At 45.5% G+C, this 24,657-nt stretch carries 24 protein-coding genes and 1 riboswitch; of the genes, 11 read left to right on the top strand and 13 right to left on the bottom strand.

The genetic code is table 11. The features are described from left to right. Positions 1 to 18 precede the first annotated feature (18 nt). The 3 genes from MKX41_RS00545 to MKX41_RS00535 form a co-directional block, all read right to left on the bottom strand. Complete coding sequence (locus MKX41_RS00545) at positions 19 to 918, bottom strand: aldo/keto reductase (protein WP_340968107.1); 900 nt, start codon at positions 916 to 918, stop codon at positions 19 to 21. A 134-nt stretch (positions 919 to 1,052) separates the two neighbouring features. Continuing rightward, positions 1,053 to 1,367 carry a DMT family transporter gene (locus MKX41_RS00540; RefSeq protein WP_042125359.1) on the bottom strand — a complete coding sequence of 105 codons (315 nt, stop codon included), beginning with the start codon at positions 1,365 to 1,367 and terminating at the stop codon, positions 1,053 to 1,055. Next, positions 1,368 to 1,712 (bottom strand): DMT family transporter, encoded by a 345-nt coding sequence (locus MKX41_RS00535; protein WP_042125357.1) that lies wholly within the window; start codon positions 1,710 to 1,712, stop codon positions 1,368 to 1,370. It lies immediately after the preceding gene. Between the two features lie 86 nt (positions 1,713 to 1,798). Further along, positions 1,799 to 1,907, bottom strand: a riboswitch (guanidine-I (ykkC/yxkD leader). Between the two features lie 196 nt (positions 1,908 to 2,103). Here MKX41_RS00535 and MKX41_RS00530 point away from each other — a divergent pair. Then, the gene (locus MKX41_RS00530; protein WP_340968101.1) at positions 2,104 to 2,439 is read left to right on the top strand and encodes a hypothetical protein; all 336 of its coding nucleotides are present in this window, start codon (positions 2,104 to 2,106) and stop codon (positions 2,437 to 2,439) included. Positions 2,440 to 2,508: 69 nt separating this feature from the next. Here the strand turns inward: MKX41_RS00530 and MKX41_RS00525 are convergent, their stop codons facing one another. Further along, complete coding sequence (locus tag MKX41_RS00525) at positions 2,509 to 2,922, bottom strand: HIT family protein (protein WP_340968099.1); 414 nt, start codon at positions 2,920 to 2,922, stop codon at positions 2,509 to 2,511. Between the two features lie 37 nt (positions 2,923 to 2,959). Next, the gene (locus MKX41_RS00520) at positions 2,960 to 5,791 is read right to left on the bottom strand and encodes a glycoside hydrolase family 3 protein (protein ID WP_340974780.1); all 2,832 of its coding nucleotides are present in this window, start codon (positions 5,789 to 5,791) and stop codon (positions 2,960 to 2,962) included. 252 nt (positions 5,792 to 6,043) lie between these two features. On the opposite strand from MKX41_RS00520, the gene MKX41_RS00515 reads away from it, so the two are divergent. After that, on the top strand, positions 6,044 to 6,439 hold the full coding sequence (locus MKX41_RS00515) for a hypothetical protein (RefSeq protein ID WP_340968096.1): 396 nt from the start codon (positions 6,044 to 6,046) through the stop codon (positions 6,437 to 6,439). On the opposite strand, the gene MKX41_RS00510 is transcribed toward MKX41_RS00515, so the two are convergent. The 4 genes from MKX41_RS00510 to MKX41_RS00495 all read right to left on the bottom strand — a co-directional run bounded on the left by MKX41_RS00510 (position 6,431) and on the right by MKX41_RS00495 (position 8,574). Next, positions 6,431 to 7,108 carry a hypothetical protein gene (locus MKX41_RS00510; protein ID WP_340968094.1) on the bottom strand — a complete coding sequence of 226 codons (678 nt, stop codon included), beginning with the start codon at positions 7,106 to 7,108 and terminating at the stop codon, positions 6,431 to 6,433. The genes MKX41_RS00515 and MKX41_RS00510 overlap by 9 nt on opposite strands. A 359-nt stretch (positions 7,109 to 7,467) precedes the next feature. Continuing rightward, positions 7,468 to 7,830, bottom strand: a complete 363-nt coding sequence (locus MKX41_RS00505; RefSeq protein ID WP_340968092.1) for a rhodanese-like domain-containing protein — start codon at positions 7,828 to 7,830, stop codon at positions 7,468 to 7,470. After that, positions 7,830 to 8,249: a rhodanese-like domain-containing protein gene (locus tag MKX41_RS00500; RefSeq protein WP_052404194.1), complete on the bottom strand. Its 420-nt coding sequence runs from the start codon at positions 8,247 to 8,249 to the stop codon at positions 7,830 to 7,832. The genes MKX41_RS00505 and MKX41_RS00500 overlap by 1 nt, the downstream gene beginning before the upstream one ends. Positions 8,250 to 8,253: 4 nt before the next feature. Then, complete coding sequence (locus MKX41_RS00495) at positions 8,254 to 8,574, bottom strand: rhodanese-like domain-containing protein (protein ID WP_340968088.1); 321 nt, start codon at positions 8,572 to 8,574, stop codon at positions 8,254 to 8,256. Between the two features lie 103 nt (positions 8,575 to 8,677). On the opposite strand from MKX41_RS00495, the gene MKX41_RS00490 reads away from it, so the two are divergent. From MKX41_RS00490 to MKX41_RS00465, 6 genes are all read left to right on the top strand, one after another. Next, complete coding sequence (locus MKX41_RS00490; RefSeq protein ID WP_042185935.1) at positions 8,678 to 8,962, top strand: ArsR/SmtB family transcription factor; 285 nt, start codon at positions 8,678 to 8,680, stop codon at positions 8,960 to 8,962. Between the two features lie 6 nt (positions 8,963 to 8,968). Then, positions 8,969 to 11,536: an FAD-dependent oxidoreductase gene (locus MKX41_RS00485; RefSeq protein WP_340968084.1), complete on the top strand. Its 2,568-nt coding sequence runs from the start codon at positions 8,969 to 8,971 to the stop codon at positions 11,534 to 11,536. Between the two features lie 209 nt (positions 11,537 to 11,745). Beyond that, positions 11,746 to 12,438 carry a response regulator transcription factor gene (locus MKX41_RS00480; RefSeq protein ID WP_076284332.1) on the top strand — a complete coding sequence of 231 codons (693 nt, stop codon included), beginning with the start codon at positions 11,746 to 11,748 and terminating at the stop codon, positions 12,436 to 12,438. 82 nt (positions 12,439 to 12,520) lie between these two features. Then, positions 12,521 to 13,444, top strand: coding sequence for an ABC transporter ATP-binding protein (locus MKX41_RS00475; protein WP_036675740.1), 924 nt, complete (start codon positions 12,521 to 12,523; stop codon positions 13,442 to 13,444). Further along, positions 13,437 to 14,198: an ABC transporter permease gene (locus MKX41_RS00470; protein ID WP_340968080.1), complete on the top strand. Its 762-nt coding sequence runs from the start codon at positions 13,437 to 13,439 to the stop codon at positions 14,196 to 14,198. Before MKX41_RS00475 ends, MKX41_RS00470 begins: the two co-directional genes overlap by 8 nt. 20 nt (positions 14,199 to 14,218) lie before the next feature. After that, a complete protein-coding gene (locus MKX41_RS00465; RefSeq protein WP_256721625.1) occupies positions 14,219 to 15,145 on the top strand; it encodes a sensor histidine kinase in 927 nt (308 codons plus the stop codon). 158 nt (positions 15,146 to 15,303) lie between these two features. On the opposite strand, the gene MKX41_RS00460 is transcribed toward MKX41_RS00465, so the two are convergent. Then, a complete protein-coding gene (locus MKX41_RS00460; protein WP_076284335.1) occupies positions 15,304 to 15,762 on the bottom strand; it encodes an Lrp/AsnC family transcriptional regulator in 459 nt (152 codons plus the stop codon). Positions 15,763 to 15,931: 169 nt separating this feature from the next. On the opposite strand from MKX41_RS00460, the gene MKX41_RS00455 reads away from it, so the two are divergent. Both MKX41_RS00455 and MKX41_RS00450 read left to right on the top strand, forming a co-directional pair. Further along, the gene (locus tag MKX41_RS00455) at positions 15,932 to 17,110 is read left to right on the top strand and encodes a serine hydrolase domain-containing protein (protein WP_340968078.1); all 1,179 of its coding nucleotides are present in this window, start codon (positions 15,932 to 15,934) and stop codon (positions 17,108 to 17,110) included. 118 nt (positions 17,111 to 17,228) lie between these two features. Beyond that, a complete protein-coding gene (locus MKX41_RS00450; RefSeq protein WP_340968076.1) occupies positions 17,229 to 18,437 on the top strand; it encodes an MFS transporter in 1,209 nt (402 codons plus the stop codon). A gap of 166 nt (positions 18,438 to 18,603) precedes the next feature. Here MKX41_RS00450 and MKX41_RS00445 read toward each other — a convergent pair whose 3' ends face one another. Beyond that, on the bottom strand, positions 18,604 to 20,868 hold the full coding sequence (locus MKX41_RS00445; RefSeq protein WP_340968075.1) for a beta-glucosidase family protein: 2,265 nt from the start codon (positions 20,866 to 20,868) through the stop codon (positions 18,604 to 18,606). Positions 20,869 to 20,979: 111 nt separating this feature from the next. Between MKX41_RS00445 and MKX41_RS00440 the strand changes: the two genes are divergently transcribed. Further along, on the top strand, positions 20,980 to 22,257 hold the full coding sequence (locus tag MKX41_RS00440; protein WP_340968073.1) for an AraC family transcriptional regulator: 1,278 nt from the start codon (positions 20,980 to 20,982) through the stop codon (positions 22,255 to 22,257). 36 nt (positions 22,258 to 22,293) lie between these two features. Here the strand turns inward: MKX41_RS00440 and MKX41_RS00435 are convergent, their stop codons facing one another. After that, positions 22,294 to 23,454 carry a serine hydrolase domain-containing protein gene (locus MKX41_RS00435; protein ID WP_339269619.1) on the bottom strand — a complete coding sequence of 387 codons (1,161 nt, stop codon included), beginning with the start codon at positions 23,452 to 23,454 and terminating at the stop codon, positions 22,294 to 22,296. A 189-nt stretch (positions 23,455 to 23,643) separates the two neighbouring features. Next, a complete protein-coding gene (locus MKX41_RS00430) occupies positions 23,644 to 24,477 on the bottom strand; it encodes a metallophosphoesterase family protein (protein ID WP_340968070.1) in 834 nt (277 codons plus the stop codon). Positions 24,478 to 24,657 lie beyond the last annotated feature (180 nt).

The raw sequence follows: 24,657 nt of genomic DNA, 5'->3' as shown, positions 1-24,657 counted from the left end.
TATGTGAATAAAACGGATTTAAATCATATCTAGCGGTACTTTCCAAGAAGGTATTGGGAAAGCTTCGTCCAGCTTCCAAATTTCATCGTCACTTAGCGTAATCAAGCATGCAGCAGCATTCTCAATGACGTGCTTACGAGAAGAAGCTTTTGGGATAGAAATAACATCCTCTTCACGCATCGTCCAAGCTAGCATAATCTGAAGCGGAGTTGCCTGATGTGCACTGGCGATTTCCTGAACGACTTCACTCTCGATGACTCCTTTTCGAAGTGAACCAGCTTGAGCAAGCGGTGAGTAAGCCATTACCGGGATCTTGTGACTTCTCTGCCATGGCAGCAGTTCAGTTTCAATTCCTCTGGACCCTAAATGATATAGAATCTGATTGGTTGAACAATGAGTTCCCCCAGCAATACCAAGCAGATCTTTCATATCGTCGACATCGAAATTGGATACACCCCATCTTGCTATTTTTCCTTGAGAGACTAGTTTCTCCATACCTACAACAGTCTCTTCTAGTGGAATATCTCCCCGCCAATGCAGCAAATAAAGATCCAGATGATCCGTATTCAAGCGTTTCAAGCTTTCTTCACAGCTGCGGATAAGGTGCTCATTCCTGGCATTATGTGGATAGACTTTTGACACCAAGAAAACTTGATCCCGAATACCTTGAATAGCCTCACCTACTAAAAGCTCCGAGCGTCCGTCCCCATACATCTCAGCCGTATCTATTAAATCCATGCCTAGTTCCACGCCTAATCGCAGGGCAGCAATCTCTTCCTCCCTACGGGAATTGTCATCACCCATATTCCAAGTTCCCTGCCCAATTCTGGGAAGTGACGTTCCATCTGGAAGCAGCATGCGGTTAGATTGGTTCATTCTTGCGATTTCAGCCAAATGTTCGATTGAATCCTTAGTCATATTAAAAATCCCCTTATTGAAGTATTGTATACTTACTTTATACGACCTATAAGAACCTTTCTAAACATCTGAATCGTGTCCAATTTATAACTAATCTCTCTTTTGAAGAGAAAAAGTAAAGAATAAATACCAGCCTAAGCTATCAGCTTTAGTCCCACAGCGGCCCCCAGAATCATAATAATACAGACGATCCGGCGCCAGTCTTTGGCCTCTCCATACAATATCATCCCCAGAATCGCTCCGCCGGATGCGCCGATCCCCGTCCATACCGCATAAGCTGTTCCCATCGGCAGACTCTTCATTGCTAAAGACAGAAACAGAAAGCTTGCTCCGAAACCAAGAAAGAGCAGCGCGAACGACAGGAAATTCCGGTGTTTATTCAACCTATTAATCATAGCTACTCCAAACATTTCAAACAAACCAGCAACGACCAGAAATACCCATGCCATTTAAGACTCCCCCTTTACTTCGGCTTCTTTGGTCACCATTTTCAATCCTATAACGCCTGCCAGCAAAATAACCACTAGAACCAGCTTCATCAACTTGAACGGTTCTCCGAATAAAACCATGTCCGCAACTACTGTACCTGCAGTTCCTAGACCAACAAACACGGAATATACCGTGCCGACCGGCAATTTGGTACTCGCTGAAATCATCACATAGAAGCTTATTATTATAGCTACCACAGTTATCAGCCACTCCCACATCGTGGAGGCATGTTTTAAGCCGATGACCCACATGACCTCGAAAACAGCTGCCCCAACTACCTTTAACCACTCTGAATTGTTCTTCATTCCAAGCCCTCCTTCAATTCACTAACTTTATAATTGCCCACGAAACAAACAAATAAGCCCGGAAGGTCATCGTCATTTATAACGATACCTCCCGGGCTTTTATCCCTCCGTGTAGACACGAACAATGCTGTCCGTGCGTTTTCCCTCGGACCAGACCAGCTGTGCACCAGCTGCGGAACCCTAGAAAACAATAACTATTAAGTTACATCGTATGGTAGCAAATCGGGGTGATAAAATCAACCTTTTCTAAATAAAAAAGAACAAACTCATAGCAACTATCAAGAATGGTTGAAGATAAGCGTTAATTTTATTTCTTCAAATCCATTTATTCAATATTATGGTACAATTTAAGAGAATACAGCTTATAATGAACAACTAGGAGGGCGATCTAATGGTCTTTGGGATACTGTTTATTGGAGTTATTGTATTTATAATCATACAGTCCGTAGTTCGTAATGGTTCAAGCTCGAACAGTAACAGATTTGAGAGAAATAGACGAGATGACGCCGCCAGCATGTCTTTTATGGCAGCTAGCCATCCAGATCTGCTGGATCCAAATAACCCGAATCATTCTAATCACCAACATCACCATCAACACCATCACGGGAGCGACTCCCATCACCATTCTGGACATGACAGCGGTCATAGCTGGGGCGGAGATAGCGGGCACAGCAGCGGGGGAGATTTCGGTGGCGGAGATGCTGGCGGCGGTGGCGGATGTGATTAGAGCGTTACTCTATAACAAAAGGAAAAGGGCATCCCTGATATTGCTTCAGGAATGCCCTTTTTATGTTTATTACTTTTTTAAAACACCAATAATCTTTGCTTGCGTGTGACTTAAAAAATTCTCAGCACCGTGCGGGTGTAGTGGTTCACTCCAAACAAATCCGTCTCCTTCGTATCTAGGGATGAGGTGCATATGGTAATGGGTCAGGTCGTTAAACTTCCCGCCATTTTGGCAAATGCTTATACCATCTGGTTCGAACAAAGTCTTCAGAACAACTGACAACCTCTTCGCCCCGTCCATTATCGCATAGGAAGTCTCTGAGTCGATGTCTTCGAGATCCCAATAATGCTTTTTAGGAAGGATCAGGAGATGTCCTTCGTTAAACGGAGCGATATCTAGCACACAAGTAATAAATTCATTCTCATATACTACTTTTACGTTAGGCTCAATTCCGTTAGCAATCCGACATCCCAAACACTCCATATAGCACACTCCATCCCATAATCAAAGGTCATCTCTATTATTGATTAAATTGAAACCGGCTGATAAGCACCTCACCGTTAAAAACTACATAAACAACGCTAGTACCCGTCTCCACGGATACTTCGCCTTTCAATGTGCTCCACTGTTGCAGAACTCCACCAGAAGGGACGGTCACGGTTCCAACCAGTTTCCCAGCTGCGCTTCCGGTTCTGATCTCAATGCTACCACCTTTTGCAGAGGAGACCAGAGCTTCAATTGCTACTGCTCCATGATCGAACAATACGTCATTAAAAGCAATCCAAGCGCCCTCTTTTACCGGATGTACCGAAGCCCCGCCTGCTTTGCATTCGTCCAGATATACGCCTTCGTAGTCATCATAGTTCTCTGCTTTGGTGTTGTTATATAAATTACGGGAAGGAATGATGTCCCCTTTCACCGTTACTACTGAAGATAATTTAATATCAGCAGAAGAACGGCCGATCAGAATTGCGTATTCTCCATTTTCGACGCAATATTGTTCGCGTGTAACATCCCAGAATGCTAACTCTGTAACTGGTAATGCAAACTCTATAGTATTCGATTGACCTGCGGCGGTGCTCACTTTTTCAAAACCCTTCAGCTGCTTAATCGGACGTTTGACCCGGGAATTCAAAGCTTGCACATATAACTGAACAACCTCGTCCCCATCGACTGCTCCAGTATTATCCACTTGAACGGAAATGTTAAGCGTATCGTCTTGCTGCAGTTCCTTTGTGCTCAAATTTAGATTCTTGTAATTCACTTCAGCATAACTTAGGCCGTGACCAAAAGGATACAATGGCTCACCGTCAAAGTACATATAGGTTCTTTTACCTTTGATAATATCATAATCCATCAGCTCAGGCAGCTGCTCCACAGAACGGAACCAAGTCATATTCAGCTTGCCAGAAGGACTGTAATCTCCGAACAACACTTCTGCAACCGCATTGCCAAGCTCTTGTCCACTGTGGGATGTATACAAAACTGCCGGGATATTCTCGTCAATCCAAGTGGATGAAATCGGATAACTGCCGACAATAACTACCACTGTATTTGGATTCGCTTCATAGACTGCTTTGACCAGGCGCTCCTGCTCCTCCGGAAGTACAATATCAGGTCTGTCGATTTCTTCTTTTCCGTTAAGGAGTGGATGATTACCGACAAAAACCACTGCTACTTCAGCTGCTTTGGCAGCTTCTGCCGCAGCGTCCAGTCCGTTTGTAACGATGTTCTTTTTGAAAAGACGAGCGTCCGCACTTGCGACCTGATCAGCAACCTGCAGCGTGCCATCCTCAGCATTCACAGAGATCAATTTGTCATTCCAAGTCCGCAAAGAGACTTTACCCTCAGCTTCCGGGACGATGTTCAGGGATTCTTTTACAAACCAGCCGTAGATTTCATCAGCAGATGCTGTAAGTGTCTCCGCTTCGCTTAAAGTTACATACTGTCCACGACTTGTCGCCTTCAGAGTATTGCTAGTCCAGCCCCAAGCGGTATGTTGGAACAATTCTCCGTGCTCTGCTATGTCATGTTGTACAGCCAGTCTTCCATCCTCCCCCGTAATTCCAATGGCTTGGCCGTTTGCAGCTGAGGTAAGAATGATTTGATCTGCGCCGCTCTCAAAAGTAACGTGTTTACCAGGCAGCTTTTTGCTAACACCCTGCAGCGGGGTCACTCCATAAGGTAATGTGCCGGAATACCAGTCTCTGAAAGCTTCATCGCCAAGTGGACCAATAATCGCCACTTTGTTTAATTCAGTCTTGCTCAGTGGCAATGTTGCCTGATCATTCTTCAGCAGCACAATGGATTGTTTGGCAGCTTCCAAGGAAAGTGCGGCATGTTTTTTGCTAAGAATTACGGAATCGTCGATTGCTGCGTATGGATTACCTTCAGCGGGGTCAAACTCTCCCAGACGGAAACGAACTCTAAATGTGTTAGTTAGTGCACGATCCAGATCTTCCTCTGATAGTAGGCCTTGGTCTAGTGCTTCATGAAGAACCTTGATCGTCTCTTCAGTTTCTTCTGTTACACTGTCAATTCCGTTTTTGATAGATTCCGCCATCGACTGTGCAAAAGATTCATAATACTTATGATCCTTCACAATCCCGAATAAATCACCAGCATCACTGACGATAAAACCGTCCATGTCCCATTCGCCTTTGACAACATCCATCACTGCCGGATGAAGAATAACTGGCACGCCATTCACCGAGTTATAGGCGGTCATCATAGACTGTGCGCCACCTTCTTGAAAAGCAGGCTTGAATGCTTCCAGATAATACTCACGCATATTTCTTGGATCGATGCTGGCGGAACAATTTCCGCGTTCGATCTCGTTGTTGTTCCCTAGGAAGTGTTTAAGCGTTGCGACCGCTTTCAAATAGACCGGGTGATCGCCTTGGATTCCTTGCACAAGTGATGTGCTGAGTTGTCCAGTTAACTCTGGATCTTCACCGTAAGCTTCTTCCGTTCTACCCCAACGTGGGTCACGCTCCATATCCACCGTTGGTGCCCATAACGTCAGGCCATTCACCGTTGGATTCTTTTTGTAAAATGCTCTTGCTTCATCTCCAATGGCCGAGCCGATTTCCTTCATTAGCTCTGGGTTCCATGTACAAGCCAGTCCGCTTGGCTGAGGAAAAGAGGTCGCTTTTCCAAGCCAGGAGATTCCGTGCGCCGCTTCTGTACCATGCTTATAGGCTCCAACACCCAAACGCTCTATGGCCGCTTGATACTGGGGGATCAGGCTTACTTTTTCATCAAGCGTTAATCTGGAGATCAAATCCTGCACTCGGTCATTTAAGGGTAAATCAATCTGTTGAAATGGATATTTAGATGTCACTGTTTCCATCATAATCACTCCTTCGATTCGAGTTGATAGCGGTTTCATATGTTCTCAAGGTAGTTGTCTGTGTCTAACACAAATCTGGTCTATCAACATAATCATAGAAGATTAGCTCGATAAGTAACACCTTAACAATCTAAGTGAAAATCAGGTCAAAATTAGAGATTTATCGTATGCTTCGCTCGCTCGTCTCCCTTGGTGAAGTGATGCGGATGATAACGGGGCGTTCTCGGCCCTCTTTCGCTAAATTCCAGCCTTTTGGGTCGCATCTGGGGTATTTTTACCCCTCTTTTGCTCGTTTCCAGCCTTTTGGGTCGCATCTGGGGTATTTCTACCCCTCGTTTGCTCAATTCCAGCCTTTTGGGTCGCATCTGGGGTATTTTTACCCCTCTTTCGCTCAATTCCAGCCTTTTGGGTCGCATCTGGGGTATTTTTACCCCTCTTTTGCTCATTTCCAGCCTTTTGGATCGCATCTGGGGTATTTTTACCCCTCTTTTGCTCAATTTCAGCCTTTTAGGTCGGATCTGGGGTATTTTTACCCCTCTTTTGCTCAATTCCAGCCTTTTAGGTCGCATCTGGGGTATTTCTACCCCTCTTTTGCTCAATTCCAGCCTTTTAGGTCGCATCTGGGGTATTTTAATTGCCTTACCATAACTGAATATCCTTTAAGGAATGGATATATTCATATTTGCAGACTCTACCGCTCTCCTGAGAAACTATTGGGGAAAACTTTCCTTTTTGGCTGAGAGCACTCAGTCCTTTTCGAGCCGTACGCTTATCAATCCTAAGCTCCCTCACCAAATCAACCGGTCGAATGCACTCATTCGTGCGAACCGCAATCCGCAAAATATCACGCTCCAGTCGGCTAAACTCCCCCTGCTCCTCCATCTTCACAGCGAGGTACGGCATCAGCAATGTTCTTAACAAAGTAATCGTAAGTTCAGGACTCGCATCCAGATCATCATAAGGAATCGCCACGACCCGATAACCCGCGATTTGCAGATAGGTCTCTCGATTCAGCTCCTGCCTGTAGCGTGTTCGGTCGGTATTTTGCACATGTGGACCGTAGCCTTTAACTTCAAACGCAAACTTAACCTGGCCAGGCTTCCACACAAAATCAACAAAGTAGGGCTTGCTACGCCAATCCAATACTTCATATTCAGGATGAAGGTCATTGAAATTCCCCATCATAGGCCACCATACCTTCTCCAAAAACATCCGCTCACCATGGCCATGGCCGCGCTCCAATCTCCCCCGCCGTTCTCCCGTTCTTCTACTATTATGATCCTCTACCCACTTACGATGCTCCTCCGTAAATCCCATACGTCACCCTCCTCCTTGGCATAAAAAAATCCCGCACCCAATATGGGTACGGGACGTGCTTCGTCCTATTACTCAAAAGTATAGTATTCGCTTTCTAATACTGTCAATAACACTCAAAAGCCAACACTAGATCCAGCTAAATAAAACTTATCCAGCAAAAAAGCTAATTAGTTTAAAGTACGTAGCGATAAAGTAAGGTCAGCTGAGTTAGCTAACTACCCTAGTTAGCACTATTAGAGTAATTCATCTACATTTGCCTCACCACAGCATTCATTTCAATTAAAAAAGCTAATTAGTTTAATTACGTTGCGATAAAGCTACCCCAGTTGAACTATACTCAGTACGAAATCCACTAAAACCTACCGTCGACTCAACTTCCCATCCCAGCTACTTACCCCGCCCTGCAAATGTGCAAGCCGAGCATACCCCTGCTTACTCAGAATCCGCGCTGCACTTTTGCTTCGCATACCGCTGCGGCAGTAGAGCAACACATCCCGATCCTTAGGGATTTCACCGAGCCGCTTTTCCAACTGAGACAGCGGGATGTTTTTCGCCCCCGGAATAAATCCACTCTTGTATTCATCCGGTTCGCGGACATCGATCAGCAGCCTATTTTTGGATTGCTCCATTTCGCTCCGAAACTCTGTCACCTTCAACGTTCTTACACTTACACTTGCGCTTTTACCAAATCCGAGACGGGACATTAATGAGCTTAAATCCATTATCCTTCACAACAACCTTTCACCGAAATGTCGGAGAGTGTTCTTTTACTTCCTAAAAAATCACCATTTACCGCATATAACTTTCGAAAGCCCTGCTTATACAGAATTCTCGCAGCTTTGTTTCTTTTATAGTAACTATCAGCAAGGATTAGAACCGAATCGTCAGTAGATAGACAATGTTGCCAGACATAGGCTAACCGCCCGATCGATATATTTATCGAACCACGGATACTATCCTTCTCATAATCTACGGCATCTCTAACATCGAGCATTTTCATGTCCAGTGATTGATCTGCTAATTCGCGAACGTCACGGGCTTCTACATAGGAGAGTGAACGGACTGGCCAAGCGGAACGTAAGAACCTTACAATACTAAAAGCAATTACTATACTCAGTAGGATCCTAAACATCATGTTCATGCTGTTACCCCCGTACCAAAAAATCATCCGTCCAAGCGCTTAATCCGCCCATCATATTCACAACGTTATATCCTTTTTCGCTCAGCAGCTCACACGCCAGTCCACTTCGACCACCACTTAAGCACATTACAATCATCTCTCCATTAGGATCTAGTTCATCTATACGCATTAACAGCTGCCCAAGCGGAATATGCTTCGCACCGATCACATGTCCCTCCACCCATTCGGCGGGTTCGCGTACATCTAGCAGCGTAGGAGCCTCTCCATTCTTCAGACGTTCCGCCACTTGCTGAGGGGTAATTTCCTTTGAAATTTTAAAAGACATCGAGCATCTCTCCTTCTCTTTTTTTTAAAAATAACTTGATTTTAATATCACTATATCATAATATTACGATATAAGGATATTGTAAAGCGAGGAGTTCATAACCATGGACAAAAATTTCAAAGCCTATAATCAAACCGCCGAAACCCTAAAGGCTATCGCTCATCCCGTTCGCTTGTGCATCATTAAAGGTCTGCTTGAAAAAGGCAGCTGCAACGTTAGCTTCATGCAGGACTGTCTCGACCTTCCACAATCTACGGTATCCCAGCATTTGCAGAAGCTTAGAGCTCTAGGCATTGTCGAAACCGAACGTAATGGGCTGGAAATTAACTATTCTGTTAAAGACGAGAAAATCAAACATCTAATTCAGCTATTTTTAGGGGAGGAATAAAACATCATGAGTAAAAAAGTACTGATTGTCGGAGGAGTTGCAGGAGGCGCATCAGCGGCCGCCAGGCTTCGGAGATTAGATGAAGAGGCTCATATCATCATGTTTGAGCGTGATCCGTACATTTCTTTTGCCAATTGCGGACTGCCTTATTATATCGGAGGTTCCATTCAGGATCGCTCCAAGCTGCTGGTTCAGACACCAGAGGCGATGCATAAACGTTTTAACATCGATGTTCGGATTCAAAGTGAAGTGGTGTCTATCGACCCTGTGAACAAGAAAGTAAGAGTAGAAAGTATAGAAAAAGGCTCCTATGAAGAGAGCTATGATGCGCTTATTTTATCACCCGGCGCTAAACCGATTCGTCCGAATCTACCTGGTATCGAGAGTTCCAAAATTCACATGCTGCGCAACATTCCCGACACCGACAAAATCAAAACCAAAGTCACAGCCGAAGGCACTCGTTCCGCCGTTGTGATCGGTGGTGGGTTTATCGGTGTTGAGATGGCGGAGAACCTCAGAGAAGCAGGTCTGGAAGTAAGCTTGATCGAGGCGGGTCCACAAATCTTAGCTCCGTTTGATACTGAAATGTCTTCTATTTTGGCAAAAGAGCTCGACGAGCATGGCGTTAATCTTATTTTTTCCGATATGGTCCAGGGGTTTGCAGAAGTGGGTGAACAAATAGAGGTTCAGTTGGCAAGTGGCACTGTGCTTCAAAGTGATATGGTTCTGTTGGCCATCGGCGTTTCGCCGGATACCTCTTTCCTGAAGGATAGTGGTTTAGAGTTCGGTCCACGCGGCCATATCTTGGTCAACGAGCGCATGGAAACAAATTTGGATCAGGTCTATGCTGTAGGTGACGCGGTCGAGGTGGTTGATTTCGTGAACGGAACTAAAACTGCTATTCCACTAGCTGGTCCTGCCAATAAGCAAGGACGGATTGCTGCGGACAACGTCAGCGGTCTAGGGACTACTTACAAAGGATCACAAGGGACTTCTATTATTAAGGTTTTTGGAGTCACGGGTGCTTCTACCGGCAATAACGAAAAAACATTACAACGTTTGGGCTTACCATATCACGTGATTTACGTACATCCAAGCTCTCATGCAACTTATTATCCGGGGGCAACTCCAATATCTATGAAGCTGATTTTTGATCCAAAAGGTACAGTACTCGGCGCACAAGCTGTGGGTTACAGTGGAGTAGATAAACGTATCGACGATATCGCTACAGTGATTCGTTTTAGAGGTTCGGTCACTGATTTAACGGAATTGGAGCTTACTTATGCCCCTCCTTACTCTTCTGCTAAAGATCCAGTGAATATGGCTGGCTTTGCTGCTGAAAATATTTTGAAAGGCATGACTACAGTATTCGTTCCTAAGGATTTAGAAGGTCGTGACAACAACAATACCATTTTAGTTGACGTACGTTCGGAAATCGAGCATGCCAACGGTCATATTGAAGGGTCCATTAACATTCCTGTAGATGATCTGCGTGGTCGTCTAGCCGAGCTTGATCCTAGTAAAGAAATTTGGGTGTATTGCCAAGTTGGACTTAGAGGCTACACAGCATCCCGGATTTTGCAGCAAAAAGGTTTCCGTGTGAAGAATCTGACCGGAGGCTATAAGACATATCAACTGAGTAAATATTCACCTAAAAAAAAAGATAGTCTGACGCCAAACGCAGGTATTTCAGCAGCCCGTAAAGAAATCGCAGCAACGGGAGCACCGGCGGGAACTGGCACTGCTTCAGCTGCAGGCAATACCAACGCTACAGCTTTCGCAGCCAACTCTAGCGCATCTGTATCCACTCCTGCCAAACAAGAATCGGATCTAACACCTGATTCCGTGCTTGATGCTTGCGGACTATGCTGCCCTGGGCCGCTGATCCAAGTCAAGATGAGCATGGACCCGCTCTTGGACGGCCAAGTCTTGAAGGTAACGGCTTCCGATCCGGGATTCTATGAAGATATTAAGGCATGGGCTCGCATGTCTAAGCACACGCTTTTGCAATTAACGAAGTTGCCTACTGGCATGATTGAAGCTTATCTGCGCAAAGGCATTACCGCGGATTCCGTACCAGCAGGAGCACAGCCTGTCCAAACTAGTAATGCAAGTACGATGGTGGTATTCAGCGGTGATCTGGATAAAGCGATCGCTTCCTTCATCATTGCCAACGGAGCAGCCTCCAGCGGCAAAAAAGTGACGATGTTCTTTACCTTCTGGGGTCTCAATATTATCCGCAAGGATGAGAAAGTGCCTGTGAACAAGAATATTATCGGTAAAATGTTCGGAGCGATGATGCCCCGCGGCAGTCGGAAGCTAACGCTTTCGAATATGAACATGATGGGCATGGGCTCCAAAATGATCCGCTCTTTAATGAAGAACAATAATGTCTCTTCTTTGGAAGAATTGATTCAAATGGCTGTCGACCAAGGCGTCGAGATCGTTGCCTGCCAAATGTCCATGGATCTTATGGGCATCACCCGTGAAGAACTGATCGACGGCGTGGGGATCGGCGGCGTAGGTTATTACCTCGGTCAAGCCGATCAATCTAGTCATAATCTATTTATCTAAATACCTTAACACCGCAAAGAGACTCCTCTATTTATATAGAAGAGTCTCTTTGTTATATAAAAATGAACTCACCAGAATCGGTGATATAGATTTGAATAACCAAAATGCAGAAATTGGCTGGATCTGGATACAGAATCTAAAACCTGCTATCCTATTTAATAGGCATTCATCCGAATAATGACCTATTTTAGGTGGAATAAGGAGATTAAATGAATAACCCGATACATATTCTCGTTGCTGAGGACGACAGCGACATCAACCGATTGCTGTGCAACATTATTAAGAAAAGCGGCTACATCCCCCAACCTGCTTACTCGGGAACGGAGGCACTTCTCTATCTGGAGCAACGTCAATGGAGCATGTTGCTACTGGATCTGATGCTGCCTGGCATGTCGGGAGAGGAACTACTTGAGAAGATTGCCGGGCGGGACGATATGTCGGTAATTATCATTTCAGCCAAGGGTGAGCCCCAGACCAAGGTATCTGCCCTGCGGGCGGGGGCGGATGATTTCATTACGAAACCCTTCGACGTTGAGGAAGTCTCTGCACGGATCGATTCTCATCTACGTTTGTATTCGCGGATTGCGCAATCGGCTTTGCCTAACGTGCTCCAGCATCAGGGCCTTGTACTTCATCGAGATGCGATGTCGGTTACGGCAAATGGAGCGGAACTGACGCTCACAGCTCTAGAGTTTGAGATTCTCTCGTTGCTTTTGTCGGCCCCTAAGAAGGTGTTCACGAAAGCGAATTTGTACGAAAGGGTCTGGCACGAGCCATATTACGGGGATGACAATACGGTCAATGTCCATATGAGCAATTTGCGCAGCAAGCTAACCAAGGCCGCACCAGGAAGCGAATTTATCGAGACAGTATGGGGCATAGGTTATCGGCTCAAGCCTTAAGACATTCTTAAGATTTGGCTTTAGCTCTTCTTATGTTTTCAATTCTATACTTGGTCTATCACGAAAAGGAGGCCAAGACGAGATGTACGAATATGTATTAAAAACAAATCAACTATCCAAAAAGTTCAAGGGCCATACAGCGCTGGACAAAGTCAATTTGTCAATCCGTAAAGGCTCTATTTATGGTTTTATTGGGCAAAACGGAGCTGGAAAATCAACATTAATCCGGATTGTGACCGGACTTGCTTTTCCGACTCAGGGGACGATCGAGCTGTTCGGAGCCAGTGAAGAGCAGGCCTTGATCCAGGCTCGTAAGCGAATCGGCTCGATTATCGAGAGTCCCGCTTTGTTCCCCCATATGACTGCGAGCGAAAATTTAGAAGCAAACCGGATTCTACGTGGTATTCCCGGGAAAGATTGCGTTCCTAGAATGCTAGAGCAAGTTGGACTGCAGGGCGCCGGCAAGAAGAAAGCCAAAAATTTCTCACTTGGAATGAAGCAGCGGTTAGGTCTTGCCATCGCCTTGCTGGGAGATCCAGAATTTCTGATTCTGGACGAGCCGACCAATGGGTTAGATCCGATGGGTGTCGTCGAAATGCGCGAACTGCTCAAGCGACTAAACCGTGAGCTTGGCATTACGATAATGATCTCAAGTCATATTCTAAGTGAGCTGCATTTAATGGCAAGTCATTATGGCATTATTCATCGCGGTCAGTTGCTTGAACAACTCACTGCGGAGGAATTAAACGAGAAATGTCAGCAGTATTTGTTTATCAAAGTGGATGATCCGGGCAAGGCAACAGCCGTCATTCAGAATGAGCTGGGTACGGCCGATTTTGAAGTGATGCAGGATGGAACCATCAAGTTGTATAGCCGTATTGAGCAGCCAGGCAAAGTATCAACAGCGTTATTCTCTGCCGGCCTCGAGATCGAGAAGTTTATGCCTATGGGTGAAGACTTGGAAAGTTATTTTACGAAGCGAATTGGGGGGAATCCAAATGTATAATCTGATCAGAGTGGAGTTTTTCAAGCTCCGTAAGAATAGATCATTTTGGACTTTTCTATTGGCACTTTCCGTACTCTCGCTTGCTTACCCATTGCTATATTATTTTGATCATCGCTCCAATGGGGAACCTCAGATCACCGGCGCTGAATTTCTGACTACCTTTATTTCAAGCAATGCCTACATTATTAAATTCGGCGTAGCCATTCTGGCTGGATTCTTTATCTCTAACGAATATTCCACAGGGGTCATGAAGACGATCGCATCTTCAGGCAACACCAGAGGCCGGCTGTTCGCAGCAAAACTAATCGTATTCGCAGTTGGGGCCATGGCGATTTCGCTCGTCTTTCCTATTGTCAGCACAGTCGAAGTCACGCTGCTTTCGGGCTTCGGTCATCTGCCGGAAGGAAGCACTACACTTTTTATACCGCGAGCCCTCGGGCTAACGTTGTTGTACACAGCTGGTTACGCAGCCATCGGGGCGCTGTTCACCGTAATCCTAACCGACAGCGGCAAAACTATCGGCTTCTCAATGATTTTCTTCCTTATGATCGATACGGTTTTGGCTAGTATAGGTTCGAAGATCTCTTTCTTTAGTAGTTTGTACGATTATTCCATCTTCAAACGGGTGAGCGATATCGGTAAGCCCAGTATCGACAGTGGAGATTGGCCAGCGCTTTTACTTGTACCGTTGTTGACAATAGCCGTTTCCGGGGTACTCGGTATTCTCGTATTCCACAGAAAAGAAATCAAATAACAAATAGGAGGTGCAGGAGAGTGTTGCTTATTCTGACAATCATATTGTTTGCGGCAGGAGCTCTCCTGCTTTTCCGTTTGTTGATGTTAAGGCGAGAGCTAGGGCGGATAACAGAGCAATTGCATACCTACAACGAGCGAGCAACCGGCAAAAAAATTGATGTGGCTCTATTCGACCAGAAGCTTGAGGCGCTTGCGGGACAAATCAATCGTCAATCTGATTTAATCGTCGAAGCGGAAGCCCAGCGAATACGTGTCGAACAAGAATTCCGTCAGGCTGTAGCGAATATTTCACATGATATCCGTACACCCCTCACCTCCATCTTCGGTTATATTCAACTGTTGGAGGATGAGTCAATTACCCCTGATGAAAAACTTGAATATGTTGCCATCGTTAAAAATCGGACGAAACGGCTGCAGGCACTGCTGAATGATTTTTTTGAGCTTTCCTTGATCGAATCGCTAGATTATCCTCTACATACAGAAAAGCTTGGGATGACGGCCCTACTCTCGGAAATTCTGGTCGGATTTTACGATTCCTTCAACGATCGCAATATTACACCGGATATACGGCTACCTGAGGAAAATGTATCCCTATACGCCGATGAATCCGCTGTGCGGAGAGTTGTCGAGAATTTACTTGTCAATACGGTCAAACATGCGACCGGGTATGTGGAAATCCGTTTCGAACGACAGCAGGAAACAGCTGATTTAACGATAGTAAACGATGCGAAGGAACTAGACGGAAGCGATGTTAACCTCTTATTCGACCGATTCTATACCGCAGACCGTACCCGATCTTCTCAAGCCTCCGGGCTGGGTCTCTCCATCGCCAAAAGTCTGATGAATAAAATGGGTGGCACGCTAACAGCCGAACTGGAGGGTGAGAAGCTGATAATGACTTGCCGTTGGAAACTAGGCGATGCTGGCATTAACTTGGCTACTTAATTCACTTTATATTTGGACTAGACTAACCATTGTTCTAACCCGTTTATGGAATGTAGCCCATCCTCGATATTCAATGGCCTGCAGGTTCCAAAAAGACTCTTCTATTCATATAGAAGAGTCTTTTTGGTCGTTAAGAGCTAGCAGAGTAATGTTCAAATCTAACTCAGCAAGTTGATGCTTGCTTCTTCAAGCGATGGTATAAGAAATTTATGATCGATTGGCGATGACATCACGATTAGAATCGTATAGGTACCGTATTTGTCACATTGATTACCGAACTCCTCGAGGGCTCGTGTAGAGTCGGTTACTACTTTCAATAAGTAGTTGTGTTCCCCACTTATACGGTAACATTCGACGACATCAGGACTGGAGCGGCAGAAATCAAGAAATGCGTTACAATCCCTAGAATGAAATAACATGTAGGCAGCAGCATGTTTTCCAATCTTTTCAGGTGAAATGATGGTGCGATACTCGTTGATGATGCCTTTCTCCTCCATACGCCTAACTCTTTCCGTAACTGCAGGTTGCGATAAACCGACACATTTTCCCAGCTCTGTCATAGAAATTCTCGCTTGATTTTGAAGATGAAAAAGAATTTGCTTATCAATATGGTCCATCAAAATCACATCCTTTAAATTTAAGGTTCCCCCTATAAACTAGCTTGTAATTAACCGTTATAAGGCTAATTTAACTTAGTTGCCTTATGTAATCAAGATAACTTGTTATATATAATAACCCTACAATAGTAAAGTGTTCCTGGCTTTAACTATTCCGAAGGGATGAAGAATGTTGAGTATATTGGATTCAAACAAAATAAATACAGAATGGTTATCAGGTCGCATCGATGAAGTAATTGATCGAACCCTTGCTGACAAGCGCCTGGTCGGTGCTGTCATTAAAGTGGCGATAGATGGGGAACTGGTTTATAGCCGCGCTGCCGGTCTTGCCGACCGCGAGATGAGCAGACTTATGCAAGAAGACGCCTTATTCCGGCTCGCCTCAGTTAGCAAACCTATCGTTTCAACGGCAGCCCTAGTATTAGTTGCGCAAGGTCGACTACAGCTGGATGACCGCGTTGATCGTTGGCTCCCAGAGTTTCGGCCACGTTTGCAGAATGGCGAGTTCGCGACATTGACGATTCGTCATTTGATGACGCACACAGCAGGCCTTTCTTACCGATTTTTCCAAGAAGAGAATGGTTCCTATCAGTCAGCAGGGGTATCAGATGGTATGGATCAGTCCGGCATCACATTGGAAGAGAACTTGCGTCGTCTTGCCTCTGTCCCCCTCCTCTATACGCCAGGTACCGAGTGGAAATACTCCATCGCGACAGATGTGCTAGGAGCAGTAATTGCAAAGGTCACAGAAGCACCGCTCAATGAGGCCGTACATTCACTCGTGACAAAACCGCTTGGCATGAGCGACACGGGTTTTATTGCAGTCAATCGAGAACGACTGGCTACTTCCTATGCCAATGATACTCCAGAGCCACGGCCTTTACATGATCCCGACAGTATTGCCTTTATGGAGGGAACGGCTGGATTCCTGCTTGCCCCTGGTCGAGCACTTGACGATACTGCCTATCATTCTGGAGGAGCTGGCATGGTCGGCAGTGCTGGGGATTTTTTGCAGCTGCTGGAAACATTACGTAAGGGCGGAGCACCGCTGCTACCAGAGTCTCTGGTTCACGATATGACGACCAACCAGATCGGTGATCTACCAATGGCCTTCTGGCCAGGACGAGGCTTTGGCCTAGGCATTACGGTACTGAAGGATCCTGTCGCCGCAGACACTTCGGAATCCCCGGGTACATGGCGTATGGGTGGCACCTATGGTCATTCGTGGTTCGTCGATCCCGAGCAACAGCTCAGCGTCGTGGCATTTACTAATACTGCACTAGAAGGTATGTCGGGTCAGTTTACCGTTGACCTTTGTGATGCCATTTATGATAGACGTAATAAATAAAGAACGAACACAAAGAGCCTTGGTCCGGAATGAACCGGTCTAGGCTCTCTGTCTAGTAAATCCTATTCGAGTGTGTATCATTGAGTTTTTTACAATTTAAAAGAGAGGTGCTTCTCCAATGACCCAAAACACAACTTCTGCCACACAAAGTGCCTCCAGTACTCCCTCTTCTGAACATTTACCATGGGCAGGATTACTCGCCCTTGCTATGACGGGGTTTATCTGTATTCTTACCGAAACGATTCCGGCCGGCTTGTTGCTCCAAATAGGTGATGGGCTTGGTGTCTCCGAGGCCCTTGCGGGTCAACTTGTCACTTTGTACGCCCTTGGTTCACTGTTGGCCGCGATTCCCTTAACCACCATGACGCGTGGATGGCGGCGGCGACCACTGCTACTAATGTGCATCCTTGGTTTTCTCGTATTCAACACCGTCACCACTTTTTCTTCCAATTATATACTTACGCTGGCAGCTCGGTTCTTCGCAGGCGTATCCGCTGGAGTCTTATGGGGCATGATAGCAGGTTATGCCCGGCGCATGGTGCCGGAGTCACTCAAGGGACGAGCAATGGCGGTAGCGATGGTTGGCACGCCTCTCGCTCTGGCACTCGGAGTCCCTGCTGGAACACTTCTTGGCACTCTTGTGGGCTGGCGCTCCATCTTCGGGATCATGTCGCTACTGGCTCTGATGCTGGTCGGCTGGGTACTTTGGAAGCTACCGGACTATCCAGGGGAGGCTCCTGATAAGCGGCTCCCTCTCTACAAGGTTTTTGTTATTCCAGGGGTACGGCCGGTACTGTTTGTCGTTCTGACATGGGTGCTAGCACATAACATCCTGTATACCTACATTGCACCCTATCTTACTCAGGCTGGGCTTACCCAGCGCGTTGACTTGGTACTGCTTATTTTCGGCATTACTGCGCTTATTGGCATCTGGGTCATCGGTATTTTGATCGACCGTAAACTACGTCCATTGGTTCTTAACAGCCTCGTTGCTTTCGCCTTGTCATCCATTGCACTGGGCATTAGCAGCAGCCAACCCATAGTGATCTATCTAGTGGTTGCTGTATGGGGGTTGACGTTCGGAGGAGCGGCTACTTTGCTACAAACAGCAGTTGCTGAAGCAGCTGGCGAAAGTGCAGATGTGGCCCAGTCGATGTTAGTGACGGCATGGAACCTAGCTATCGGCGGTGGCGGCGTGATGGGTGGGATTCTTATTGAAACAGTTGGTGTCCGCTCCTTCCCGTGGGTACTGTTTATTCTATTAATTCTTGCGCTACTAGTAGCGTGGCGCTCTAAAGAATACGGATTTCCTTCTAGAAAGCGTTGAAGCACACCTATGAAATCATGCCACAATCATCAAGTTTACGGATCACGGTAGCCGAACACGAAATATAAAAAAAGCCAGTGGTGCATATTATAAATGAGTAATATGAACTACTGGCTTACTTATATTAGATTTTTATTAAAGATCAGACTAGGCCTTTTCTGATCTCCTAATCTACAGCCAAAGCATTAAATTCTTGCAGATCCTTGGCTAAATCTTCTTCTGTGTATTTCCCTTGACCGAACCCAACCAGCGCCCGTAGCGGCATATATTTCATCATCGCCATGAACATTTCCGGATTATCATCCATCGCACCTTCCATGCCAAAAATACTGCTGAACTTCTTCACTTTATCTGCCGTGCGTGGATTGTCCAGCAAATCACCAACGGTACTGTTGCGATGATAACTTAATGCAAGCGGAGCAGTCGATTCCACTTCAATAGAAGCAGTCAGACGAATATCCCGCGAAGATGAACCGATAGCAATCTCAAAGACTCCACTTTCCACATGCCAATCACCAATGTTGACGTTGTAATAAGCAAAGGAGCGTTTATCCAGTTCAAAAGAAACCTCTTGCTCTTCACCAGGCTGCAGCGCTAGCTTCTGGAAGCCCTTAAGCTCCTTAAGTGGACGGATCACGCTGCTCTTCACATCGCTAACATAGAGCTGAACGATTTCTTTTCCTGCGCGAGTACCCGTGTTTTTGACGGTGGTCGTAACTTGTATGTTCTCGGTATCTTTTATGCTGCTCTTGGAGATTCTCAAATTGCTGTATTGAAACGCTGTGTAGCTTAGTCCGAAGCCGAAAGGAAACAGCGGTTCAAGCTCTTTTTTATCATAATAACGATAGCCTACAAACAAGCCTTCTTTGTACTCAACCGTATCCCCTTCACCTGGGAAATTAAGAAAGGATGGATTATCGCTCAGCTTCATCGGAAAGGTCTCTGCCAGTTTACCACTTGGACTAACCTCTCCAAACAGTAAATCTGCCACTGCACCGCCAAAAGCCTGACCGCCTAGATAACCTTCAAGAATCCCCTTAGTTTTATGAATCCAAGGCATTTCTATGGGTGAACCATTGCTGAGTACAACAACGATATTGCTTTGCACCTCAGACACTGCTTCGATCAACGCTTTATGGCTCTCTGGAAGCGACAAATGACTACGATCATAACCCTCTGATTCATAGTTATCCGGAAGTCCAAGGAACAATACGGCTACATCACCTTTTGCCGCTGTATCCCGTGCCTCTTGTAACAAAGCTTCATTAATCCCGTCATGATTCAGTTCATATCCTTGCGCATATAGCAGCTCGGCAGAACCTGCAAGGGCCTTCATCTCTTCAAAAGCATCGTCCAATTTCGTCGGATTCACATGTGAGCTGCCCCCGCCCTGATAACGTGGATTTCTAGAAAACTCGCCAATGACCGCAATCGTTCCTTGCTTTGACAGCGGCAGAATGCCTTCCTCATTTCTAAGGAGAACCATGCTCTCCCGCGCCACTTCACGAGCCAGACGGTGATGCTCATCAGCATTAAATGAAGCATTATCTTTACGGTTCTCCACTGCCTTAAAAACAAAGGTAAGTAACCGTTCCACTGCAAGATCTAACGTTTCTTCAGACAGCTCGCCACTTTGTACTGCTGCGACAATCTTGGCATCACCAATGCCTCCGGTAGACGGCATTTCCAGCTCCAGTCCTGCTTGTAGAGCCTTCACCCGTTCATTAACCGCTCCCCAGTCGGACACGACGAATCCCTCGTAGCCCCATTCCTCTCTAAGAATCTTTGTCAGGAGAAATTCACTCTCGGAGGCATATTCACCATTTACCCGATTGTAAGAGCACATCACGCTCCATGGCTGACTCTGCTTAACTGCGCCTTCAAAGCTAGCCAGATAAATCTCCCGCAGCGTCCGCTCATCAATAACAGCATCAACAGACATTCTCCGGTGCTCCTGATTATTAGCGGCAAAATGCTTAAGCGAGGTGCCTACCCCTTCACTTTGCACACCTTTGATATGATTCCCACCCATCTCCGAGGAAAGATAAGGGTCTTCCGAAAAATATTCGAAGTTACGACCGTTCAGCGGGGAGCGCTTAATATTCGTTCCCGGTCCGAGCAGAACAGCAACGTTCTCTGCTTGACACTCTTTCCCGAGTGCTTTACCTACACGACCGATTAACTCCCGATCCCAGGAAGAAGCCATCCCTGCTGCCGAAGGAAAACAAGTCGCGGGTACACTGTTATGGAGTCCGAGGTGATCGGCGCTCTCTTTTTGCTTGCGTAAACCATGGGGTCCGTCCGTTACCATTAAAGAGGGGATTCCGAGTCGTTCAATGCCCTTTGTATTCCAGAAATCAAGCCCTGAACAGAGTCCTGCTTTCTCCTCAAGGGTCATTTGTGATATGAGTTCATGAATGTTGGTTTTCATAAAAATACCTCCTCTGAATGTATACTATCCCCATTTTAATCTACTTCATGTTAGATTTATGGCATTATCATTGTATTTTTGGTATTCTGGTTGGGCGAGGGGGTTGAAAGAATGTTGAATCATTTGGACGGTCATGAAGGAGCTCAATATATTTGTAAAGTGTTGTATGAATCGCTGCAAATTCCTGTGTTTCTCCTAGATGCCAATCGGAGAATTGAGCTAGCACTGCCTTCCTCTTCAGAGAGCGCCCCGTGGGTTCATAACCTCAACGAGCTTCTTTCAGAAATTGCAGACTCTACTAAAAGCGAGAACAACTCTAAGCACGATAGCTCAAATGCCTCTATACCGATCATTCGCACCACTAACTTCCTAGAGAATTACATCCTTCTCCATCTGCCCTCAGGCAGCAGTAACGGGGGAAGCATTGTGATCGGTCCTACACTTTATACTCACCTTTCAGAGGACAATATGACAAGTCTGATGCGTGACCATGAAGTTCCATTAAAGCTTCAAGAGCAATGGATGAAATACTACCGCAGCTTGACCGTGCTAAATAAAATGAGACTCTACCATACCGCTATGCTGATGTACTCGCTCGTCACCGGAAAGACGTTATCTCTTAGCGAACTGCTACTCGACACCCGAACTCTTGAGCATAAACAGCCTCCCGCAGGCAGTCTGGACTTGGATGTTTCCTATCGACGTGAGAATACATGGCTGCACCACGAACCCATGCTGGAAAAAGCTCTATTTCACCATATCAAAAATGGAAATAAGGCTGAGCTACTTCGTGTCCAAGCAACCTTCTCTGAAGACAATTACGGAGTACTCTCCAAGAAGAGCCATTTACGCAACAAAAAGAATCTGGCGATCTCCTGTATTACGCTCGCTACACGAGCTGCTATTGATGGAGGGCTGTATTGGGAGATTTCTTATACCCTAAGCGACTTTCATATCCAGCATATCGAAGAACTAAAGGATGTTCCGGCTGTAGATCATGCTATTCTTAATGCGCTTTGCGATTTCGCCGACCATGTCAAAGAGAGCCGGATGGCGAAACTTTCGCGCACCGTGGCCCTCAGTCAGAACTATATTTTTAATCACTTATATGAGGAACTCTCCTTAGATAAGCTGGCTGAAGTCGCTGGATTGAACAGAAGCTATCTCTCCCTATTATTTAAGAGGGAAACAGGATTCACGATCAGTGATTTTATTCAATTCGAGCGGATTGTAGAAGCCAAACGATTAATCGAATTACCGGGCATTAGCTTATCTGATATCGCTACGAGGCTACATTTCAATGACCAGAGCTATTTTACCAAAGTGTTTAAGAAATATACCGGCACCACCCCTAAACAATTCAGAAGAAACTGGGAAAGCACGCTTTAACTATAGATGACATGACAAAAAAAACTAAAAAGAGGATTAAAGATCAGTGATGGCTGCCAGAACAGTATTATTGAAGTAATCCACATACATATTTTTAAATGGCTTCTGGTGATCTAGCTCTACGGATAAATGCACCGTAACTGTCTGATAAATCGGATCAACGCAGAGGAAAGGACCTGCCGCGCCCCAGTGTGAATAGGCTTCTGGAGAAAACAAATCTCCACCATCACGCTTCGAGCCGTTAATCGCCCATCCGTACCCCCAATACGCTTCTGGAAAAACCTCGTCTCTATATTGTGAGGATACGCCTGGAATTTGGTTGCGGGTCATTTCTTTTACGGTTACCGGACTAAGAAATCGTACTCCGTTATATATCCCGCCGTTAAGAAACATCTGGCCAAAGACAGCCAAATCCATAGCCGTCGAGTAAGCGCCGCCCCCCGCAGATACGGAATTCAAATTATACTCGCTGTCCACCCATTCCGCGCACGCTGCTTCTGGTGCACGTCTTACTACTTTGTCCCGCACGTCCATGGGTACACGATAATATGTATTTTCCATACCAAGCGGTTTAAAAATGGTTTCCTTTACGAATACATCATAAGCCTGTCCGCTAACGCGCCGGATGATTTCACCCAACAGCTCATAGCCATACCCGCAATAAGACATGACCGTACCAGGTTCGTTACTAAGCGGTGCATCATAACCGCCATATAAGTACTTATGCTGATCTGGATCTTGATTAGGTTCGTGTGGAGGGTACTCTCCTTGTTCCTTTTTCAACTGTCCGTTCTGCCAAATCACCTCACCCTCCAGGCCAGAGGTATGTGTCAATAAGTGATGTACGCATACCTTAGTTTTGCCTTCACCTGTAAATTCGGGGATGTAATCGGAAACAGGTCTGTTTAGACCAATCTTCCCTTGTTCCATTAACATCATTATAGCGGTTGCCGTAAACAGTTTTGTTATGGAACACAGTGGATAAATAGCATCTACAGTTAATTCCGCTGCGCCTGGCTCTGGACCGAATTTCCCGTTCGCTTGATGGACCAGTAGCATCCCCTTTCTCGCAGCAACAATAACTTGTGCCGGTGTGATGTTGTCTTCAACCATTTGTGCAGCTGCTATACGTATGCGCTCTATACCGTAAGCCGACACACCCGCCTGTTCTAAAGAATGAAATAATAGTTCTTTCATGGGTAGCCCTCCTAAATAAATTTATTCAATACATATATAAACTATTATATAAATATGTTAAATAATCCTGCTTACTTACTATTTACCTGTGACTCCATGGTTAATGAGCTATTCTTAATAAAAGAAAAACGCTAATCTCGGTTATTTCCCGAAAATTAGCGTTTTATTTTAACCGCATCCACTTCTTCACTAAGTGACCGCTACCTTAAAAGCATCGACATTTAATGCCGTACCATTGATGGTTAATGTGGCGTTGTAATAACCGCGATCACCACTCGGCTTACATTTATAATCACCCGAACATCCGCACACAAAGAATTTTGTATTTGTATAACCTGGATATATATTAGTAAGCTTTCGATAAAACAAATGTCCATGATGTGTGAAAATAGCTAGCACCTTATCCCTCACTTTCGTAGGAATAGCTGCAAAAAACTTAGCAGTCTCCGCCGCGCTTAATACATGGCTAGGATCGACCGTGATCCCGCTCACTTTTAAAGGCCAATGAAAATCAATAATATAAAAATGCTGATCATCTAAATTTTTCAATATATTTATACTTCCCGGAGTGAACAGACCCAGAGCACAATTAAGCCACACGTACTTCACCTTACCCTGTGTCCCAGGGAAATTCATTTGCCCTTCTACTGCACCTAAATATTGCGTGAATAAGGACTGGGTACTTGCCTCCCAATTTCCTATCGATGCTTTATAGGGGATACTTCCGAGCGTGCTAGTTACTGTATCCTTGAAGTCCTTGTAATAGGCATTTGCATTATTTCCATGATTCGCTCCCGCTTGCGTGTTATCTCCTCCAAAAATAACAAATCTCTTATTCCCGCTCCCTACAGCCTTTGGCAAAAGATTTCTAAAAATGCTTGCGCTATTCCCATATCCCACATGACTATCCCCAATTACCGCGAAGTTGATAGTCTGGGATGTTGCTTTAGGATTCAGATTACGTTTGGGCTTAGGACTGGCGAGAAGCCTTCGCTTCTTAGTGGAGGCTGTCTGCTTTTTCATCTTAATCACCTCTTTAAAATGGATGAAGAATACCTGGTAGTATATATATTCGATCCAATGTGCTTTCTCTTGGACAGACGTATCCTTTAAAAAGAATAATAGGGCAGATAATTAACAGGCTTATCTAAAAAGGTAAGATGTTATAATTAGTTCCACAGACGTCAATAATACAGTTCGATC

It is taken from the genome of Paenibacillus sp. FSL R5-0475 (genome assembly GCF_038004585.1).
In the GTDB taxonomy this organism is placed as follows: Bacteria; Bacillota; Bacilli; order Paenibacillales; family Paenibacillaceae; genus Paenibacillus_AQ.
This window is presented reverse-complemented; position numbering and strand designations above follow the sequence as displayed.

Coding starts and splice junctions, on each gene's coding strand:
- MKX41_RS00490 (WP_042185935.1), top strand. CDS start 8,678: ATGGACAAAAATTTCAAAGCCTATAATCAAACCGCCGAAACCCTAAAG.
- MKX41_RS00470 (WP_340968080.1), top strand. CDS start 13,437: ATGTATAATCTGATCAGAGTGGAGTTTTTCAAGCTCCGTAAGAATAGA.
- MKX41_RS00445 (WP_340968075.1), bottom strand. CDS start 20,868: ATGAAAACCAACATTCATGAACTCATATCACAAATGACCCTTGAGGAG.
- MKX41_RS00455 (WP_340968078.1), top strand. CDS start 15,932: ATGTTGAGTATATTGGATTCAAACAAAATAAATACAGAATGGTTATCA.
- MKX41_RS00460 (WP_076284335.1), bottom strand. CDS start 15,762: ATGGACCATATTGATAAGCAAATTCTTTTTCATCTTCAAAATCAAGCG.
- MKX41_RS00545 (WP_340968107.1), bottom strand. CDS start 918: ATGACTAAGGATTCAATCGAACATTTGGCTGAAATCGCAAGAATGAAC.
- MKX41_RS00440 (WP_340968073.1), top strand. CDS start 20,980: ATGTTGAATCATTTGGACGGTCATGAAGGAGCTCAATATATTTGTAAA.
- MKX41_RS00540 (WP_042125359.1), bottom strand. CDS start 1,367: ATGGCATGGGTATTTCTGGTCGTTGCTGGTTTGTTTGAAATGTTTGGA.
- MKX41_RS00510 (WP_340968094.1), bottom strand. CDS start 7,108: ATGGGATTTACGGAGGAGCATCGTAAGTGGGTAGAGGATCATAATAGT.
- MKX41_RS00485 (WP_340968084.1), top strand. CDS start 8,969: ATGAGTAAAAAAGTACTGATTGTCGGAGGAGTTGCAGGAGGCGCATCA.
- MKX41_RS00430 (WP_340968070.1), bottom strand. CDS start 24,477: ATGAAAAAGCAGACAGCCTCCACTAAGAAGCGAAGGCTTCTCGCCAGT.
- MKX41_RS00520 (WP_340974780.1), bottom strand. CDS start 5,791: ATGGAAACAGTGACATCTAAATATCCATTTCAACAGATTGATTTACCC.
- MKX41_RS00505 (WP_340968092.1), bottom strand. CDS start 7,830: ATGGATTTAAGCTCATTAATGTCCCGTCTCGGATTTGGTAAAAGCGCA.
- MKX41_RS00525 (WP_340968099.1), bottom strand. CDS start 2,922: ATGGAGTGTTTGGGATGTCGGATTGCTAACGGAATTGAGCCTAACGTA.
- MKX41_RS00530 (WP_340968101.1), top strand. CDS start 2,104: ATGGTCTTTGGGATACTGTTTATTGGAGTTATTGTATTTATAATCATA.
- MKX41_RS00435 (WP_339269619.1), bottom strand. CDS start 23,454: ATGAAAGAACTATTATTTCATTCTTTAGAACAGGCGGGTGTGTCGGCT.
- MKX41_RS00450 (WP_340968076.1), top strand. CDS start 17,229: ATGACCCAAAACACAACTTCTGCCACACAAAGTGCCTCCAGTACTCCC.
- MKX41_RS00475 (WP_036675740.1), top strand. CDS start 12,521: ATGTACGAATATGTATTAAAAACAAATCAACTATCCAAAAAGTTCAAG.
- MKX41_RS00500 (WP_052404194.1), bottom strand. CDS start 8,249: ATGAACATGATGTTTAGGATCCTACTGAGTATAGTAATTGCTTTTAGT.
- MKX41_RS00535 (WP_042125357.1), bottom strand. CDS start 1,712: ATGAAGAACAATTCAGAGTGGTTAAAGGTAGTTGGGGCAGCTGTTTTC.
- MKX41_RS00495 (WP_340968088.1), bottom strand. CDS start 8,574: ATGTCTTTTAAAATTTCAAAGGAAATTACCCCTCAGCAAGTGGCGGAA.
- MKX41_RS00480 (WP_076284332.1), top strand. CDS start 11,746: ATGAATAACCCGATACATATTCTCGTTGCTGAGGACGACAGCGACATC.